14 protein-coding genes are annotated in these 16862 nt (G+C 51.0%); 9 read left to right on the top strand and 5 right to left on the bottom strand.

Annotated elements, in window-relative coordinates:
• Positions 1-174 precede the first annotated feature (174 nt).
• The 5 genes from HU175_RS01605 (at position 175) to HU175_RS01625 (ending at position 5974) form a co-directional block, all read left to right on the top strand.
• Positions 175-1965, top strand: a complete 1791-nt coding sequence (locus tag HU175_RS01605; RefSeq protein WP_176564926.1) for a tetratricopeptide repeat protein — start codon at positions 175-177, stop codon at positions 1963-1965.
• Complete coding sequence (locus HU175_RS01610) at positions 1958-2830, top strand: DUF4292 domain-containing protein (RefSeq protein WP_176564927.1); 873 nt, start codon at positions 1958-1960, stop codon at positions 2828-2830. Before HU175_RS01605 ends, HU175_RS01610 begins: the two co-directional genes overlap by 8 nt.
• A 137-nt stretch (positions 2831-2967) precedes the next feature.
• Positions 2968-4287: a murein hydrolase activator EnvC family protein gene (locus HU175_RS01615; protein ID WP_228724446.1), complete on the top strand. Its 1320-nt coding sequence runs from the start codon at positions 2968-2970 to the stop codon at positions 4285-4287.
• Between the two features lie 61 nt (positions 4288-4348).
• Positions 4349-5167 (top strand): 3-methyl-2-oxobutanoate hydroxymethyltransferase, encoded by an 819-nt coding sequence (gene panB / locus HU175_RS01620; protein ID WP_176569088.1) that lies wholly within the window; start codon positions 4349-4351, stop codon positions 5165-5167.
• Between the two features lie 75 nt (positions 5168-5242).
• The gene (locus tag HU175_RS01625) at positions 5243-5974 is read left to right on the top strand and encodes an RluA family pseudouridine synthase (RefSeq protein ID WP_176564929.1); all 732 of its coding nucleotides are present in this window, start codon (positions 5243-5245) and stop codon (positions 5972-5974) included.
• Between the two features lie 88 nt (positions 5975-6062).
• On the opposite strand, the gene HU175_RS01630 is transcribed toward HU175_RS01625, so the two are convergent.
• Positions 6063-6230 carry a hypothetical protein gene (locus HU175_RS01630; protein WP_176564930.1) on the bottom strand — a complete coding sequence of 56 codons (168 nt, stop codon included), beginning with the start codon at positions 6228-6230 and terminating at the stop codon, positions 6063-6065.
• A gap of 308 nt (positions 6231-6538) precedes the next feature.
• Between HU175_RS01630 and HU175_RS01635 the strand changes: the two genes are divergently transcribed.
• The 4 genes from HU175_RS01635 to HU175_RS01650 all read left to right on the top strand — a co-directional run bounded on the left by HU175_RS01635 (position 6539) and on the right by HU175_RS01650 (position 11147).
• A complete protein-coding gene (locus HU175_RS01635; RefSeq protein WP_176564931.1) occupies positions 6539-7480 on the top strand; it encodes a helix-turn-helix transcriptional regulator in 942 nt (313 codons plus the stop codon).
• A gap of 66 nt (positions 7481-7546) precedes the next feature.
• Entirely contained in the window at positions 7547-8047 is a 501-nt protein-coding gene (locus HU175_RS01640) for a DinB family protein (protein ID WP_176564932.1), read from the top strand.
• Between the two features lie 192 nt (positions 8048-8239).
• The gene (locus tag HU175_RS01645) at positions 8240-8611 is read left to right on the top strand and encodes a hypothetical protein (RefSeq protein ID WP_176564933.1); all 372 of its coding nucleotides are present in this window, start codon (positions 8240-8242) and stop codon (positions 8609-8611) included.
• 109 nt (positions 8612-8720) lie between these two features.
• A complete protein-coding gene (locus tag HU175_RS01650) occupies positions 8721-11147 on the top strand; it encodes a TonB-dependent receptor (RefSeq protein ID WP_176564934.1) in 2427 nt (808 codons plus the stop codon).
• A 108-nt stretch (positions 11148-11255) separates the two neighbouring features.
• On the opposite strand, the gene HU175_RS01655 is transcribed toward HU175_RS01650, so the two are convergent.
• The 4 genes from HU175_RS01655 to HU175_RS01670 form a co-directional block, all read right to left on the bottom strand.
• A complete protein-coding gene (locus HU175_RS01655; protein WP_176564935.1) occupies positions 11256-12473 on the bottom strand; it encodes a pyridoxal phosphate-dependent aminotransferase in 1218 nt (405 codons plus the stop codon).
• A gap of 119 nt (positions 12474-12592) precedes the next feature.
• The gene (locus tag HU175_RS25055; RefSeq protein ID WP_176564936.1) at positions 12593-13162 is read right to left on the bottom strand and encodes a DUF3575 domain-containing protein; all 570 of its coding nucleotides are present in this window, start codon (positions 13160-13162) and stop codon (positions 12593-12595) included.
• Between the two features lie 77 nt (positions 13163-13239).
• The gene (locus tag HU175_RS01665; protein ID WP_176564937.1) at positions 13240-14919 is read right to left on the bottom strand and encodes a NuoM family protein; all 1680 of its coding nucleotides are present in this window, start codon (positions 14917-14919) and stop codon (positions 13240-13242) included.
• Positions 14920-14934: 15 nt separating this feature from the next.
• The gene (locus HU175_RS01670) at positions 14935-16824 is read right to left on the bottom strand and encodes an NADH-quinone oxidoreductase subunit L (RefSeq protein WP_176564938.1); all 1890 of its coding nucleotides are present in this window, start codon (positions 16822-16824) and stop codon (positions 14935-14937) included.
• Positions 16825-16862 lie beyond the last annotated feature (38 nt).

The following is a 16862-nucleotide window of genomic DNA, read 5'->3' on the forward strand; positions in this document are numbered from 1 at the left end:
CAACAGAATCCCAAAACTGTTAGACTCAACGGGGAGCTGGCAGGCGTTTTGTGGGCACTCCGCTACGTGCGGGAATTTAAACTAACTTTGTAGAAGGGTATGCTTCCACCAAAGCGGCAATAGAACGGTTTCCTGCACGTTTTTCTTTCATACGCACTTGACATGCTGACCAGTATGAACACGTTATACCAGTTTTTTCCCGGCCGTCAGCTGACTACGTGGATCGGCGGATTAAGTCTGTTGCTTTGGCTTATCCATACCCCGGCGCTGGCGCAGCGAAAACGCGATCGGGGTTTGTCGGCCGATACGTCCCTGGCCAGCATTGCCTCAACCACCGCCGACAGACTCGCTATTGAAACACAGTTTGCGGATGGCATGCGCTTTCTGATGACAGAAGAACCGGCTCGTGCGATCAGCCAGTTTCAGAATGTGCTGAAAAAGACCCCAAATAACGCAGCTGCTCATTATTCGCTTGCTAATGCGTATATAAAAAGCGGTAAGCCAGCCGAAGCACTCCAACACGCCACCAAAGCCTATTCGCTGGATTCTGGTAATAAGTTTTACGCGCTGCTTCTCGGTGAATTATACGTGAAACAGAAGCGATACGGAGAGGCCGAAGAACTGTACGAAAAACTGCTGAAGCAAGGTTCGGAAAACGCGGAATATGGGGTTGAACTGGCCGCCATTTATCTGTTTGATGACAAACCAGAGAAGGCACTGACAGCGTATAACACGGTAGAACGCGAACTGGGCCTGAACGAAGAAATTATTCGGCAAAAGCAGCGCATCTACTTGAAGTTAAACAAAGTTGATAAAGCGGTTGAAGAAGCCGAACGTCTGGTGGCCTCGGAACCGGGCGAGCCAGACTACCTGCTGGAAGGGGCCGAACTGCTGATTGCGAACGACCGGACAGATCAGGCGCTAAGCTGGATTGACCGGGCGCTCAAACTAAACCCGGATTCACCCCAGGCCCATGTACTGCTGGCGGATATCTACCGAAAAAAAGGAGATATGGCCCGCGTCAGCAAAGAACTGAACCAGGTGCTGGCGAACCCAAACCTGGAAGCCGGTCTGAAAGCGCGGATTCTGTCCAGCTACGTAGGTATGACGGAGCAGAATCCAACGGCGCAGAAAGATGCGCTGGGTATGGCACAGACACTGGCCCAAACCAATCCAAATGATCCCAAATCGCAGGTGATGATGGCCGATCTGCTGGCTCAGCAAGGCAAAAAAGCCGAAGCACGCGATGCCTACGCCCGGGCAGCCCGGTTGGACGGCTCGACGTATGAAGTCTGGGGCGCGTTGCTGCAACTGGATAATGAGCTTAACCAGGCCGATAGTTTGCTGGCTCATTCGCAGCAGGCGCTGGAGATGTTCCCGACTCAGGGCGTTTTCTGGTACTCGAACGGATCGGCGAATTTGTATAAGCGAAACTACCAGGCGGCCGTCGACGCGCTGGAAGAAAGCAAAAAACTCCTGGCAGCCAGCAACGACGAAGCACTGAAACGCGGCATCGACGCGCAACTGGGCGATGCCTATAATGGTATGGGCGATTATACCAAATCAGACGAAGCCTATGAAGCCGTGCTCAAGCTCGACCCCATCAATGATTACGTGCTGAACAACTACAGTTATTTCTTATCGCTACGGAAGGCAAATCTGCCCCGGGCGCAGCAACTGGCGCAGAAGCTAGCGGAGCGGCACCCTACCAATGCAACGTATCTGGATACCTACGCCTGGGTACTGTACGTATCAAAAGACTACGCTAAAGCCCGCCAGTACCTGGAGAAAGCCATGAGTAATCCAGCCTCAGTCAGCGGTACAATCATCGAGCACTACGGCGATGTGCTATATCAGCTTGGTCAACACGATAAGGCACTAGAGCAATGGAAGTTAGCTAAGACGAAAGGTAACGCCACACCTGCGCTCGACAAAAAAATCTCAACGGGAAAACTCAATGAATAAGTTTATTGGCATTGCTGGGCTATGCAGTCTTCTGCTGCTGGGAAATGCCTGTCGCCGACAACCAGCCACAGACTCCAGAAATTTTGGTGTTATGCCAAAGATTGACTCTACTAGCCAGACAGTTGCGGTCAATCCCACGCCAATTGATACAACAGCAAAGACGGCCTCTAACGCTGCATCGCAGCCAAACGCAGCCCGACCAGCCGTGGCCGAGGTCGACTTTCGGTACTTGACTACCCGGTCCAAATTATCGTTCAAGGGGCCTAAACAGGAACTGGACAATGCTAATCTTACCATTCGTGCCCGGAAAGATAGCCTAATCTGGCTGTCGGTCAGTAAACTCGGTATCGAAGCCGTTCGAACGCTAATTACGCCTGATTCTATCATCGTGCTGGATAAACTTCACAAGGAAACCGTGGCGTTTGATTTTCCTACCCTGAGCCGGCAGTTCAATTTTAGGATCAATTTTGCGCTCCTGCAGTCGATCTTGCTGGGTAACCTGCCGTATCCCCAGCAAGCCGCTACGGTTGCTTCGTCCTCAGAAACGACGATTTTAAGCCGCCAGCAGGCCGGGCCGGTGCTGGTTGAGAATTATATCAGTAAACCCAATCAGAAGCTGACCCAAGTGCGGCTTACCGATCAGCCTACCCAGAATACGCTTCAGGTTACCTACGAACAGTTTACTGCACTGGCGACTGTTCTTTTTCCTTTCACTAATCTGATTACCCTGACCTATAAGCCGAAAGCGACGGATCAGGCCAGTCAAACCGATATCCAAATCAGACATAATCGGGTTGAGCTGAGCGATACTAATCCAGGATTTCCCTTTTCTGTGCCGGCCAGTTACCAGCATCGACTTAACTAACTCGTTGGCTTCCCGTATTTATGCGTTTTTACCTATTAGCTTCTCTATCTTTTCCTCAACGATCCGGCTTTCTATTGTTTGGCGCTCTGCTGTTGTCGGGTATTGTGACGGCGCAGCAAACGCAACGGAGCCGCCAAATGCTGGAAAAAGAGAAGAAGCAGAACATGGAACGTATGAGCCAGATTAATACAGTGCTGAAGCAGACCTCTTCCGAAAAGCAGGTCAGTTTGGGGCAGTTGAAAGCGCTGGACCAACAGATTCAAACGCAGTCCAAGCAGATTGGTTTGTTGAATAAAGACTTACGCCTGACGGAATCCGAAATCACGGAACTGAAACAGGCGAGCACAAAGCTGACGCAGGATCTGGGTAAGTTGAAAAAAGAATACGGAGCCATGGTCTATGCGGCAGACCGCCGTCGTCAACAGGTCAACCCACTGGGCTTTCTGTTCGCATCAGACAATTTCAATCAGCTTGTTGCCCGCTACCGCTATCTGCGCCAATATTCCGATGCGCGGCAGAGCCAGGTGCGTCAGATCAACACCGTACAGGCCTCTCTGCAGGGTAAACAACAGGCAACGCAACGCAAACGTCAGGAACAACAGGGTACTCTAGCCTCAAAAGTCAAGGAATCCGAAAAACTGGAAACGCTGAAAGACGAAAAGAACACCGTTGTTCAGGAGTTAAGCAAGAAAGAAACAGACCTGAGGACCGAGCTCGCCGAAAGCCGAAAAGCCGTTAGTCAGCTGGAAAGCATGATCACACGCATCATTGCGCGGGAAGCACGCGAACGGGCCGCCCGCGAAGCCCGTGAGCGAGCCGAACGGGAGCGAATTGCGCGGCTGGCCCGCCTTGAAGCCGCCCGGAAAGCCGAAGCCAAACGAAAAGCCGAAGAGGCCGTAGCGGCTGCCGAGAAAGCGGGCGAAAAGCCTGACCCGGAAACGGTAGCCAAAGCAACGCGTCCGGTCGAGCCCGAGCCTGAACCCACAGTTAAGAAACCCGACGAACGACGTAATAATAACCTCAACGATGAAGAAACGGCACTGGCCTCATCGTTTACAGCTTCCCGGGCGCACCTCCCCTGGCCGGTTTCTAAAGGTTTTATCGCCGACCGGTTTGGCCGAAAGCCCCACCCCGTTCTGAAAGGCATTTATGTGGAAAACCAGGGCGTCGATATTCAGACGAACGCGGGCGAAAACGTTCGGGCGGTATACGATGGTATCGTACAGGACGTAACGAGCATGCCCGGTATGAACAACGTAGTGGCCATTCAGCACGGCGATTACTTTACGGTATACGCCAAGCTACGCAGCGTTTCTGTTCAGACGGGGCAGCGCGTTAAAGCCCGTGAATCAATTGGCACGGTAGCGACCGACAAAAACGGTGTTTCCGAGATTCAGTTTCAGATCTGGAAAGAGTTTACCAAACTCAATCCTGAGTCGTGGCTCCAGGCGCACTAATTCTGGCCGATAAGCAGGCTAAAAAGCCCTACCTTTGCGACCTTACGTTGCTTATGGAACCATGTCCGTTCATAATCCAGACATCAAGCGTGTTACAACGCATACAATTCAGGAGTTAAAAAATAAAGGCGAGAAAATTTCGGCGCTCACAGCCTACGATTACTCTATGGCGCGGGTTGTCGACAAGGCCGGCGTTGAAGTTATTCTCGTGGGCGACTCGGCCTCCAACGTAATGGCCGGTCACGAAACAACACTCCCCATTACGCTCGACCAGATGATTTACCACGCCAGCTCAGTAGTCCGGGGCGTAAAGCGGGCGCTGGTCGTAGTTGATTTACCGTTTGGTTCATACCAGGGTAACTCGTCAGAAGCCCTGCGGTCAGCCATTCGCATCATGAAGGAATCCGGCGCGCACGCTATCAAACTGGAAGGAGGCCTGGAGATCAAAGAGTCGATTACCCGAATTCTTAGCGCGGGAGTTCCTGTCATGGGTCATCTGGGCCTGACTCCCCAGTCTATTTATAAATTTGGTACGTATGCCGTACGGGCAAAGGAAGAGGCCGAAGCACAGAAGCTACTCGACGACGCCAAAATGCTCGAAGAAATTGGTTGCTTTGCTACAGTATTGGAAAAAATTCCGGCGGCTTTAACAAAAAAAGTCTCGCAAAGCCTGACCATTCCTACGATCGGCATTGGTGCTGGACCGGACGCCGATGGCCAGATTCTGGTTATCCATGACCTGCTGGGCATCACAAACGAATTCAAGCCACGGTTTCTGCGTCAGTATGCGGACCTGCATACGACGATGACCCAAGCCATTGCGCATTACGTCGATGACGTAAAAGCGCGCGACTTTCCGAACGAGAAAGAAGCGTATTGAGTTAATGAGAAAGAGCAAATACACAGATGCAGAGCCAGTTACTGCAATCGTATTGGCTTTTTGGTTTACAAGAGCATGAAAAATCAACCATTTCAGGTTATTTACGAGGACAATCACCTGCTGATTGTTAATAAAGCACCGGGCATCCTGGTACAGGGCGACCGTACCGGCGACGTAACGCTGCTAACCTTACTGAAGGAATATATCAAAGAAAAATACGATAAGCCGGGCGAAGTTTTCCTGGGACTCGTACACCGGCTGGATCGTCCGGTTAGTGGACTGGTCGTTTTTGCCCGGACTTCGAAAGCGCTGGAGCGGATGAATGAGATTTTCCGCAAGCGTCAGGTTCAGAAAACCTACTGGGCTGTCGTCCGGCGAAAACCACCCAAGAGTGCTGATAAACTAGTAAACTGGCTCGTTAAAGACGAACAGAAAAATCAGGTAACGGTCTACGATTACGAAGTGGCTAACTCACAAAAAGCCGAGCTGTCGTACCGGCTGCTGGGTAAGATTAATGAACATTACCTGCTCGAAGTAAATCCAATTACGGGTCGTCCGCATCAAATTCGTTCCCAGCTGGCGCATATGGGCTGCCCTATTCGCGGTGACGTGAAATACGGGTATGACCGGGCCGTACCCGATAAGAAAATTTATCTGCATGCCCGGCGGCTTTACTTTACCCATCCGGTTAAGAAAGAACCCCTGGTCTGTAAAGCTGCCTTGCCCCCTGATCCATTCTGGGAAGAATTTCTGGCGCTGGACGATGAACGGTTCAAAGACAAGAATATGGACTTTATTTTTGAATAGTCTGGTCCGGCTAAAAATGAAAAAGCGCCTTACACAGTCTCTGGACTATGTAAGGCGCTTTTGATTTATATAGTAAGCTATGTTGAGCTTACTGCTCCATCAGTGAATGTGACGTTTCCGTCTCCTTCATCTGCGTAATATCGGTCATCATTTGTTCAAGAACACGCTCGGTCATTTGCATAGCACCGCGTATAGCCCCATACAGCAAGCATAGGGGCAGAATAATGGGCAGAAAGAAGACCCATTGAAAGATCATGTGGATTTTTACGTTTTTCATCAGTTTACGGGGGAAAATGTATATAAGTTTACAAAAATCTAAAGGAACAGTATAGCCTGATTCAGGTTTTCTTTCTCTTTTTTTTCTGCTAACCAAATTTACACATTTTATATAACTTAATGAGTATTTTCTTTAACTAAATCTACATTAAATTTTCTATAAAAGTGTAAAACAAGGCGCTTAGGGTTACTTATCCGTTGATTATCATCTGCTTTTGCGACCCCTTCGTTCCAAGTTACCGATAAACTATATCAATAAAGTAAAGTCAGTATTTTTGGCCGCTTTTCATGAACCGTATTGATCGCATTTCGGCTATTTTGATTCAGTTACAGTCCCGACGAGTTGTAAAAGCGCAGGATATCGCCGATCGGTTCGCGATTAGCTTACGTACGGTTTATCGCGACATCCGAACTCTTGAAGAGGCTGGCGTTCCTATTCTGGGCGAAGCGGGTGTGGGCTACTCACTAATGGATGGCTATCGTCTGCCTCCTGTCATGTTTACGCGGGAAGAAGCCATTGCGTTGCTGACTGCAGAAAAACTAGTAGCTAAAATGACGGATACAGCCACCACGGCCGATCACCAGTCGGCTATGTTCAAGATTAAGTCAGTGCTTCGGACTACCGAAAAAGACCTGCTCGATCGTATCGATAACCGCATTGAGATCGTACAGGGGCGTCGGCCGCGTCCAGAATTGATGGCTATCAACCCCCTGCAGACCGTGTTACAGGGGATTGCCGAACGGAAGGTTTTGCACCTGGACTACACAGCCTATCAGCAACAGATAAGCAGCCGTTGTGTCGAACCGATCGGTGTCTTTTACCTGGATCACTATTGGCATCTGATCGCGTACTGCCGCTTACGACAAGACTACCGCGATTTCCGGATGGATCGCATGAGTACCATTCGGGTTGGGGCTGAACGCTTCCAGCCGGTTCATCCGCCCTTGCAGGAATACCTGCGGAACATGTATCCCGACCGCGATCTGAACCGAGTTGTATTACGAATCAACAAAGCGATTGTCAGGCATCTGTCCGAACAGAAATACTACAACGGCTTCGTGTCGGAGGAAGAACACGATAACTACATCGACATGACCTTCCTTACCTACAACCCCGAAGGAATAGCACGCTGGTATTTGTCGTTTGCCGATCAGGCTAAGATTTTGGAGCCTGCTACGTTGCGTGAACGCGCTCAGGAAATCGTTCGTACGATGGCGCAGCATTTCTGAAAAGCTACTGACACAGGGCTGTCACCGGGTGATTGTTACTTTGTTTCAAACAAAAAACAACGCCCCATGTCGATCATCATCCCCCTACTCCAGAAAGAATTTGATCAGGAAGCCATCACCACGCGGAAGATGCTGGAACGTATTCCTGATGATAAATACGACTGGCAGCCTCACCCCAAAAGCATGACGATCCGGCAATTGGCCACGCACATTGCCGATTTGCCTTCGTGGACACATCTCGCGTTGACAACTGATGGGCTTGATTTTGCGGTTACCCCCTACTCCCCGCCCGCTATTGACAGTACCGCTACATTACTGACTTTCCTCGACGAATCTCAGACTAAGGGGCGGGGCGCACTGGCCGAAGCCACAGACGATGAGCTGCTCCCGACATGGACGTTACGGTATGGGGACCAGATTCTGAGTGTTTCCTCCACCGGCGAAATGATCCGTATGTCGTTTAGCCAGGTTGTTCACCACCGGGCCCAGCTGGGTGTTTACCTGCGCCTACTCGACATACCAATTCCGGGCAGTTACGGTCCCAGCGCCGACGAGCAAAGTTTCTAATAGCAGCCTACCTTTTCATGATCGGTACCCGAGCAATCAGGTACCGATCTTTTTTTATTCGCCCTATAATGGCTGACCTATACCAACCGTATCCTCTGTTTTCTATAAAAACGGGCACTAATTAGTATTACCTAGAAGAAGAATACGTGGTTTTAGATACTTTTACAGAAATTTCTTCTGTATTTCGGTACATTGTTCCAATTGAGTGTATATCGGTCTGGGATTGCCCGCCTTTTATTTGGCTTGTATTTCGCGATACTTGCCAACGGGATTATCTTTCGCCACGCGCACCGACTATCCGACGGAACAATTTTATGCCACGCGCACCCGTACAAAAGCGCACCCGGTACAAACTTTCCTGATCATACCCACAGTCGGGATGAACTGATCCGACTCGACGCGTTTACGAATGCGCTCTATGAAAGCCCCGGTACGTTTGTATGGGCACTTGTTATTGCCGTTATCCTGCTGCTGAACCGGTTTCTACCCATCCGCACGACAGCCGGATTTTCAATTACCCATCTTGCCTTCCAGCATCGCGGTCCGCCGGTGCAGTTGATTTAATTCTGGTTTTCCTACAATCTCCTGTCAGCTAGCCAAGCGTATTGGTCTAGCCACGGGCGTTTATGTATGGTTTTAACACCTGTTTTAATTAACTGTTATCCAGCTTTCTATGACTCGATCACTCCTTAGTTTCATCTTTCTGGCTTTCCCCTTTTTCGCTTCGGCTCAGTCGTTTTTTACCGGACAGGTACTGGACAAAACCAACCGTGACCCGTTGATTGGCGCTACGATCTACATTGCCGACACAAAACAAGGCGGCTTGACCGATACGTTGGGCCGTTTCCGCATTGCCGATATTGCTCCGGGACCGCACCGGGTTGAAGTCCGACTAATTAGCTATAAGACTCTTAGTCGAACGATACACTTCAACAGTAGTGGTACTGTTACTGATTTTCAACTCGATCCAGTGGCTGCGCAACTCAAAGAAGTTGTAGTAACGGGACTAACAACGGGCTCGACCGTCAAGGACAGTCCGGTTCCGATTATGACTTATAACAAAATTCAATGGCTCCAGACCAGCTCCACTAACCTAGTCGATGCTGTTGGGAAGCTGCCGGGCATGTCACAGATCACAACGGGCGTGGGTCTGTCGAAACCCGTCATTCGGGGTCTTGGCTTCAACCGGGTCATTACGGTGCACGACGGCGTTCGGCAGGAGGACAACCAGTGGGGTGAAGAACACGCGCTTCAGGTCGACGAGTATTCAATAGAGCGTTACGAGATTATTAAAGGCTCGGGTAGCCTTCTGTATGGTTCCGACGGCCTCGGTGGTGTAATGAGCCTGATCTCGGCGCGTCCCCCCGAAGCGGGCGTAACGCGGGGGCAGATTCTGGCGAACTACCAGAGCAACAACGGTATGTTGGGCCTTTCCGCGATGGTTGAAGGAACGGGTAAATCCGGTGTGTTTGCCCGGTTGCGGGTGAGTGGTAAAAGCGCCGGTAATTACCAGAACCAATTCGACGGACGTGTGTATGGGTCTGCTTATCGCGAATACGATGTAAATGGTACTGTTGGTGTAAACCGCAAATGGGGGTATTCACAAATTTACTTCTCGAACTGGCACCAGGATATTAACATTGTTACGGGCGAGCGCGACCCAAGTGGCCGCTTTCTCAAACTCGTACGGGTATCTGCCGATTCCGAATCCGTAGCTCCTGCCACAAACGCCGATCTGCGCAGTCGCACGATCAATCTGGGTAATTACCAGAACCTGAATAACCTGAAGGTGTCGTGGAATACGTTTGCGAAAGTTGGTGGTGGCAACCTGTCGGCCATTGTGAGCTACAGCCAGAACCGGCGTCAGGAATTTGCCAGTACGTTAACGGATCAGCCCGCGCTTTACTTCTACCTGCAAAATGTTTTCTATGATCTGAAGTATTACTTCGGCGGCCGGAATGGATGGGATTTCACCGTTGGCGGCAATGGTTTGTGGCAGTACAACCAGAACAAAGGGATGCAGGTCCTCTACCCCGGTTATCGCTCCTGGGATAATGGATTGTTCCTGTTCGGACAGAAGAAAACAGATCGGCTGACGCTCAACGGCGGTATTCGCATGGATATTCGTCAGATGCGGATCAACCGGCTATATGCCGATAGTAACGGTAATTTCAGCGAAACGCCCATTACCGGCGGACAGCTTCGCTTTGTTGGGCTTAACAAAACGTATTCAAACCCAACAGCCAGCCTGGGCGCTACGTATAATTTATCGAGTCGCTGGACCGTAAAAGCCAACCTCGGGCGGGGTTTCCGGGCACCCGCTACGCCTGAATTATCGGCCAACGGTGAACATGCCGGTACGTTCCGCTACGAGATCGGGAGTCCAAACCTGCGGTCAGAAACATCCTGGCAGGGCGATCTGGGTATCAATTATGAAACTCCAGACGTAGCCATTACGGTGAGTCTGTTTCAGAACCGAATCAACAATTACACGTACTCGGAAAAAGTCACGGACCGGTTCGGTCGGGATTCCATTGTCGATCCGAGCCGTCCAATCCTGACGTATCGGTACGTGCAGGGCAACGCCGTCTTGTTTGGGGGTGAGGGCCAGATCAGCGTTAATCCACGCTCGGCCCAGTGGTTCCATTTCACGACCTCGTACTCGCTGGTGCGGTCGCGCAACCTGTCGTCCACGAGCGATTCGACGAAATACCTGCCCTTCCTGCCTCCACCGCGTGTCATCGGTCAGCTAAAGTTGACTCGCGCTGAAGCCGGCAACCACTGGCACAATCTATATGCTTTGCTGGAAGTGGAACATAATGCCGCCCAGAACCAGGCGCTACTGGCCTACGGGACCGAAACCACTACACCAGCCTATACGCTGGTGAACCTGGGTGGCGGAACGGATATCACGAATAATTCGGGCAGGACGCTGTTTTCGCTCTACCTGACAATACAGAATGTGTTCGACGTAGCGTACCAGAGTCACCAGAACCGCCTGAAATATTTCGGCGTCAACGAGGCCACCGGCCGACAGGGTGTCTACAATATGGGGCGCAACTTCAGCCTGAAAGCCGTCGTCCCGATCGGAAGAAGGTAATTTTTAAGGAGAAAAGCAGGAGGGGAGGAAAGGACGAAGGAAGCGCAAGCCTCTTTCTCCTTTCCTCCCCTCCGCGACGGTGGACCGATCCTTTCTCCTTCTTGAAAATTAGTTCAACGTAGCAACAGCGTCCTTTATGCGTTGCACGGCTTCGACCAGCAGTTCGTCGGCAGCAGCCGTCGAAATACGCAGGCAGTTGGGCGCACCAAAGCCCGAACCCGCTACCGTCGATACGTAGGCCGTATTGAGCAGCCAGGATGCAAAATCGTCCGAGTTATTGATCGTCGTCATACCATCTGATTTTCCGTAGTAATAACTGATGTCCGGGAAGGCGTAGAAAGCACCTTCGGGCACGTTAACCCGGAAGTTTGGTACGTCTTTCAGAAGGCCCACTACCAGATCACGGCGACGCTGATACGCTTTCGTCATCTCTTGTGAGGGTTCCAGCGGGCCCGTCAAGGCGGCCACGGTTGCTTTCTGCGCAATCGAGTTCGTACCGGACGTAACCTGCCCCTGGAGTTTCTCAACGCCTTCGGCAATCCATTTGGCAGCACCGATATACCCGATTCGCCAGCCAGTCATGGCGAAGCCTTTGGCAACACCGTTTACCGTAATAACACGCTCCGCAATTTCCGGAATCGAGCCAATACTAAAATGACCTTCAGGCGTGAAGTTGATGTATTCGTAGATTTCGTCGGCCAGCACATAGATGTTTTCGTGACGAGCGACTACGTCGGCGATAGCCCGCAGTTCGGCTTCCGAGTAGATCGAACCGGTTGGGTTATTGGGAGAGGCATACATGACGATCTTGGTCCGATCGGTAATAGCCGCTTCGAACTGCTCCGGCGTCACTTTGAAGTTGTTCTCGAATGAGCCATCGACCACCACTGCTTTCCCCTCGGCCAGCTTCACCATTTCGGAATAGCTCACCCAGTATGGCGAGAAGATCACGACTTCGTCTCCCGGATTGACCAACACCTGAATGACGTTCGCCAGCGAGTGTTTGGCACCGGTCGAGACAACGATATTTTCGGGTTTCCAGTCAATATTGTTATCCCGTTTGAATTTATCGGCAATGGCTTTGCGCAGATCGGGGTAACCCGCAACCGGCGAATAGCCATGAAATCCATCATCGATCGCCTTCTTGGCGGCTTCGCAGATGTGCTGGGGTGTCTTGAAATCAGGCTCCCCAACACTCAGACTAATTACTTTATGACCCTGCGCAGCCAGTTCACGGGCTTTTTTGGTCATCGCCAGCGTTGACGATTCTTCCAGCGCGTTAATACGATCGGCTAACAAACTCACAGTGTCGAGCGTGGCAGACATAGTAGTATTTTTTGACAATTTGATAACAAACTGAGGGCAAAGGTACTAGGTTTGAATACCCATGGCATTATTCAACTCACAATTTCTATAGTGCTTACTGAACGGAGGTAGTATTTTATTCAAAAACCTATACCTACGTTTAAGTTAAGCTGTAGAGCGAACCCACTAAAGCCATCTAATTTTATTGACTGAGGGCTTATTCCTATAGCAGAGTAGTCCGACGATGCAGTTGCCAATGCGCTGTAATAAACCGGACCTAAAGATGCTTCCAAAGCAATTTTATCTTTGATAAGCTTCTGGTACCCTAAATTCAATCCGGGGCCTATAAGGTGAACAGATACAGAAGTACTCCACAAGGATAACAGTGACTCTTCAGCCCTTCCGTAACCGTACGTCAGTGATGGAGCAAAATAGAATCCGTTAGGAGCGCTCTCCCAATCGGATACATAGAATTTATACTGAGGAGTGATAGTGGCAACCTGTATTTTGCTGAATAAATCCCTCTTTGAGGTGTAGCCAACAGCTAGTTCGACACTACGGGAATCATTTAATATTCTTTCATACGAAACTAGCACTCCTTTTTGAAAAACAGATACCAGATCCATCTTTAACACGTTCTGGCTCTGAGCATTACAAAAAAAAGAGGTAAGACCAACGAGGCAGGAAATTAGTAAAAATCTTATGTACATATGTTTTTTCTGTAAAGATATATTTTACAGAACTCGTACATGGTTAATATCTACTAAAAGGAGGTTGGTATAAATCATCATTCAGCCACAAACTTCAGCATCCACTGCCCGACGGACGCATTTGTCAGATTGAAAACGACGTTGGGGAATAGCCCTATCACCAGGGCCATAAGACCCAGCGGAATTAAAAGCAGTTTCTCCCGAACCGTCAGATCAGTAAGCACCGCCGTCGTAAACTGCCGTTCCTCAACGGTACGTACCCAGGTTATTCCGAAGAACATCCGCTGTAACGTCCAAAGGAAATAAGCGGCTGCCAGCAGTAAACCTGTTGTGGACACCGCCGTCATCCAGCCGGGTAAATAGCTGGACTGGAAGCTGCCCATGAGCGTGAACAATTCGCCCACAAAACCCGAGAAACCAGGCAGCCCCAGCGAACCAAAGAAAGCAACGGCGGTCAGGATGGTGTACTGTGGCATCAGATGCAGTAAGCCTCTGTATGAGTCGATACGTCGGTCGTGAGTACGGTCGTACAGTACCCCAACGACCAGGAACAACATAGCCGATAAAACGCCGTGGCTAACCATCTGATAGATGGCTCCGTTGATGCCCTCACCGGTCAGGGAAGCGACTCCCAGCAGGACAAAACCCATGTGCGATACCGACGAGTAGGCGATCATTTTCTTTACGTCGTTCTGCGCCAGGGCGTTCAATCCACCGTACACAATTGACAGGGCACCCAGCCCCGCCAAGGGCAGTGCGTACACCATCCCCCCATCCGGGAAGAAATTCCAGACGATTCGCAGAAAACCGTAGCCGCCAATCTTCAGCAGGACACCCGCCAGCACAACCGATACGGGTGTCGGCGCTTCGACGTGCGCATCCGGCAGCCAGGTGTGAACCGGAACAATAGGAAGTTTAATGGCAAAACCCAGAAAGATGGCCCAGAAAGCCAGCATCCGTACTGGCATACCAAACAGAACCAGGTCTGCTCCCGGATGCAGGAATGCGGTTGGCAGGTAATTATTTCCGTCGGCCAGGTAGCGCATATCGAACGTATGCACCACCTGCGACAGCTCAAGTTGTCTACTTTGTAGCTGCTCCTGCAGGATTCGGATCACGTCGCTCGTTACCAGCGATACATCGGGCACCAGCCCTGCCTGCACCGCCGTACTGATGGGATCAATCACCGAAATCGACAACCCAATCATCACGAGCAGAATCAGCAGCGAGCCCAGCAGCGTATAGAGGAAAAACTTAATCGACGCGTATTCCCGACGTGGTCCACCCCACAGCCCAATCAGGAAATACATCGGCAGGAGCATAAACTCGAAGAAGAGGAAGAACAGAAAGAAATCCAGCGCGACGAAGCAGCCCATAATTGTACCTGTCAGAAGCAGATACAGTGCGTAGTACGCCTTGAGCTTCTGGGTTATGTTCCAGGAGGATATCACCCCAATCAGCATGACGACCGCCGAGAGTATCACCAGCGGCAGGCTCATTCCATCAATACCAAGCAGGTAATCGATCGACACTATGCCTAAACTCCCAAGCCGCAATGTAATCCAGTCAGCCTGTTCGAGCAGTTGATAATCAGCTACGGTAGTATCAAAAGCCAGATAGATAAAAGCAGCCAATACCAGTTCGACAAACGTAACGCCCAACGCAATCCATTTGAAACTGCTGCTTTGCCCCTCGGGCAGTAGCGCTACCAGCAGGGCACCCAGCAGCGGTAAAAATATCAGTAGCGTAAGAAGCATTCTGTCGTCATTAAATTACAAAAGCCACCACAACATCAGTAGTAAGCCTACGACTGCCGCTGTGATGTAAGATTGAACAAGTCCGTTTTGCACAGAGCGGGTCAGTTTGCCCAGCTGTCCCGCCAGCCAGGCCGCGCCATTCACTAGCCCATCAACGCCAAACCGGTCAAATCCACTGGCTAGGTGAGCCAGCACGACGGTAGTGACCCCAGTACCGTTCACCGTACCATCGACTACCTTCTGATCGGTCTTGTTGAGCCAGTGCGCAAACCGAACCGACGGATTGATGATAGCATAGGTGTACAGGATATCCAGAAAACCATACTCAATAGACAGACGTACCACCAACCGATTGGTATCTACCTTTTTCATGCGGAAACCAACCCAGCCGCCAAGCAGCACCAGAGCTATAGAAACTGGGGCTAACCAGACGTACTCCGCCGATTCAGTCGCTGAAAAAAGATGCAGAAACCAACTGCTATGCGCTGAAACCGGATTGAGCGAAAACCAGAAAGCTATGGACAGAATCGCCAGTACCAGCACCGGGCCGCGCATGAGCCAGCTTGGTTCGTGCAGAGGCTCAGTCGATACGGCCTCATTACGGTACTTACCGAAGAAAATGAGCTGCCACTGCCGCGACATATACAAGGCGGTCATACCCGACGAGACTAGCAACAGGACCGGTATGCCGTAGGCCAGCGAACCGGGCTGCTGCTCGGCCCAGGAGAATACACCACCTATCAGGGCTTCCTTCGACAAAAAACCGGATAGCAACGGCACTCCCGACAGAGCAGCCGCGCAGATGGTGTAGCCAATAAACGTCACCGGCATCGCCCGGCGAAGTCCGCCCATCTGCCGCATATCCTGCGAATGAACCGCGTGAATGATCGAACCGGCACTCAGGAATAAACCGGCTTTGAAGAACGCGTGGGTAAGCAAATGGAACAGCGCTTCGCTGACGTTACCCGTGCCCATACCCGCCACCATCATCCCAAGTTGCGAAACGGTGGAGAAAGCGAGTACCTTTTTGATATCCGTCTGGAATATGGCTGAATAGCCACCCCAAAGCGTAGTGATAGTCCCAATCACCGTAATGACAATCAGGGCGTCAGGCGACAACAGCGGATGAACACGCGCCAGCAGAAAAATACCGGCCGCTACCATTGTAGCCGCGTGAAGCAGCGCTGACACGGGTGTGGGGCCTTCCATGGCGTCGGGAAGCCAGGTCAGCAGCGGAAACTGCGCCGATTTTCCTACACATCCCATGAACAGGCAGAGCCCGATAACCGTAGCAGGTGCCGTTGCCAGATCGCCATCCAGCAGGACGCTCAGCTCGAACGTATCGTAATAGTAATACGTCAGAAAGATCCCCAGCAGGAAACCAATATCCCCTACCCGGTTCATCAGGAACGCTTTTTTGGCAGCCTGCCCGGCAGCGGGACGATCCGAATAAAAACCAATCAGCAGATAAGATGCTAACCCTACCAATTCCCAGAAGGCGTAGAGTACGATCAGATTTCCCGCCAGCACGATACCCAGCATGGCTCCCACAAAGAGCTGGAGACTGGAAAAATAGCGGGCTAGTTTGGGTTCGTCGTTGAGGTATTCGATTGAATAAAGCTGTACCAGCAGGGCAATGAAATGCACCAGTAGCAGCATGACTGCCGTCAATGTATCCAGCCGGAGACTAAAGTTAACGGGTACATTCGTCAACTGAGCCCAGTTGACAGAGAAGGTTTCGGCCTGGGCTGGAACCGAGGTGGCAACCAAAATCGATAATACTAATCCGGAGCCCGTAAATACCAGCGCCAGCCCCCCCGCCAGTCGACGCCCGGCACTCGCTACGGTCAGGAACCCAGCGAATGGCAGTAGCAGTAAAATGGCAACGAGGAGTGAATGGGACATTAGGCACAGGGGCAGTTACGGCCGCAAATATCCAGATT

Origin of the sequence: Spirosoma sp. KUDC1026 (genome assembly GCF_013375035.1) — a bacterium.
Lineage (GTDB): Bacteria > Bacteroidota > Bacteroidia > Cytophagales > Spirosomataceae > Spirosoma.

Bases quoted from the DNA above. Each gene is read 5' to 3' on its own strand.
- panB (WP_176569088.1), top strand. From the start codon at position 4,349: ATGTCCGTTCATAATCCAGACATCAAGCGTGTTACAACGCATACAATT.
- HU175_RS01655 (WP_176564935.1), bottom strand. From the start codon at position 12,473: ATGTCTGCCACGCTCGACACTGTGAGTTTGTTAGCCGATCGTATTAAC.
- HU175_RS01610 (WP_176564927.1), top strand. From the start codon at position 1,958: ATGAATAAGTTTATTGGCATTGCTGGGCTATGCAGTCTTCTGCTGCTG.
- HU175_RS25055 (WP_176564936.1), bottom strand. From the start codon at position 13,162: ATGTACATAAGATTTTTACTAATTTCCTGCCTCGTTGGTCTTACCTCT.
- HU175_RS01605 (WP_176564926.1), top strand. From the start codon at position 175: ATGAACACGTTATACCAGTTTTTTCCCGGCCGTCAGCTGACTACGTGG.
- HU175_RS01625 (WP_176564929.1), top strand. From the start codon at position 5,243: ATGAAAAATCAACCATTTCAGGTTATTTACGAGGACAATCACCTGCTG.
- HU175_RS01635 (WP_176564931.1), top strand. From the start codon at position 6,539: ATGAACCGTATTGATCGCATTTCGGCTATTTTGATTCAGTTACAGTCC.
- HU175_RS01630 (WP_176564930.1), bottom strand. From the start codon at position 6,230: ATGATCTTTCAATGGGTCTTCTTTCTGCCCATTATTCTGCCCCTATGC.
- HU175_RS01670 (WP_176564938.1), bottom strand. From the start codon at position 16,824: ATGTCCCATTCACTCCTCGTTGCCATTTTACTGCTACTGCCATTCGCT.
- HU175_RS01665 (WP_176564937.1), bottom strand. From the start codon at position 14,919: ATGCTTCTTACGCTACTGATATTTTTACCGCTGCTGGGTGCCCTGCTG.
- HU175_RS01615 (WP_228724446.1), top strand. From the start codon at position 2,968: ATGCTGGAAAAAGAGAAGAAGCAGAACATGGAACGTATGAGCCAGATT.
- HU175_RS01640 (WP_176564932.1), top strand. From the start codon at position 7,547: ATGTCGATCATCATCCCCCTACTCCAGAAAGAATTTGATCAGGAAGCC.
- HU175_RS01650 (WP_176564934.1), top strand. From the start codon at position 8,721: ATGACTCGATCACTCCTTAGTTTCATCTTTCTGGCTTTCCCCTTTTTC.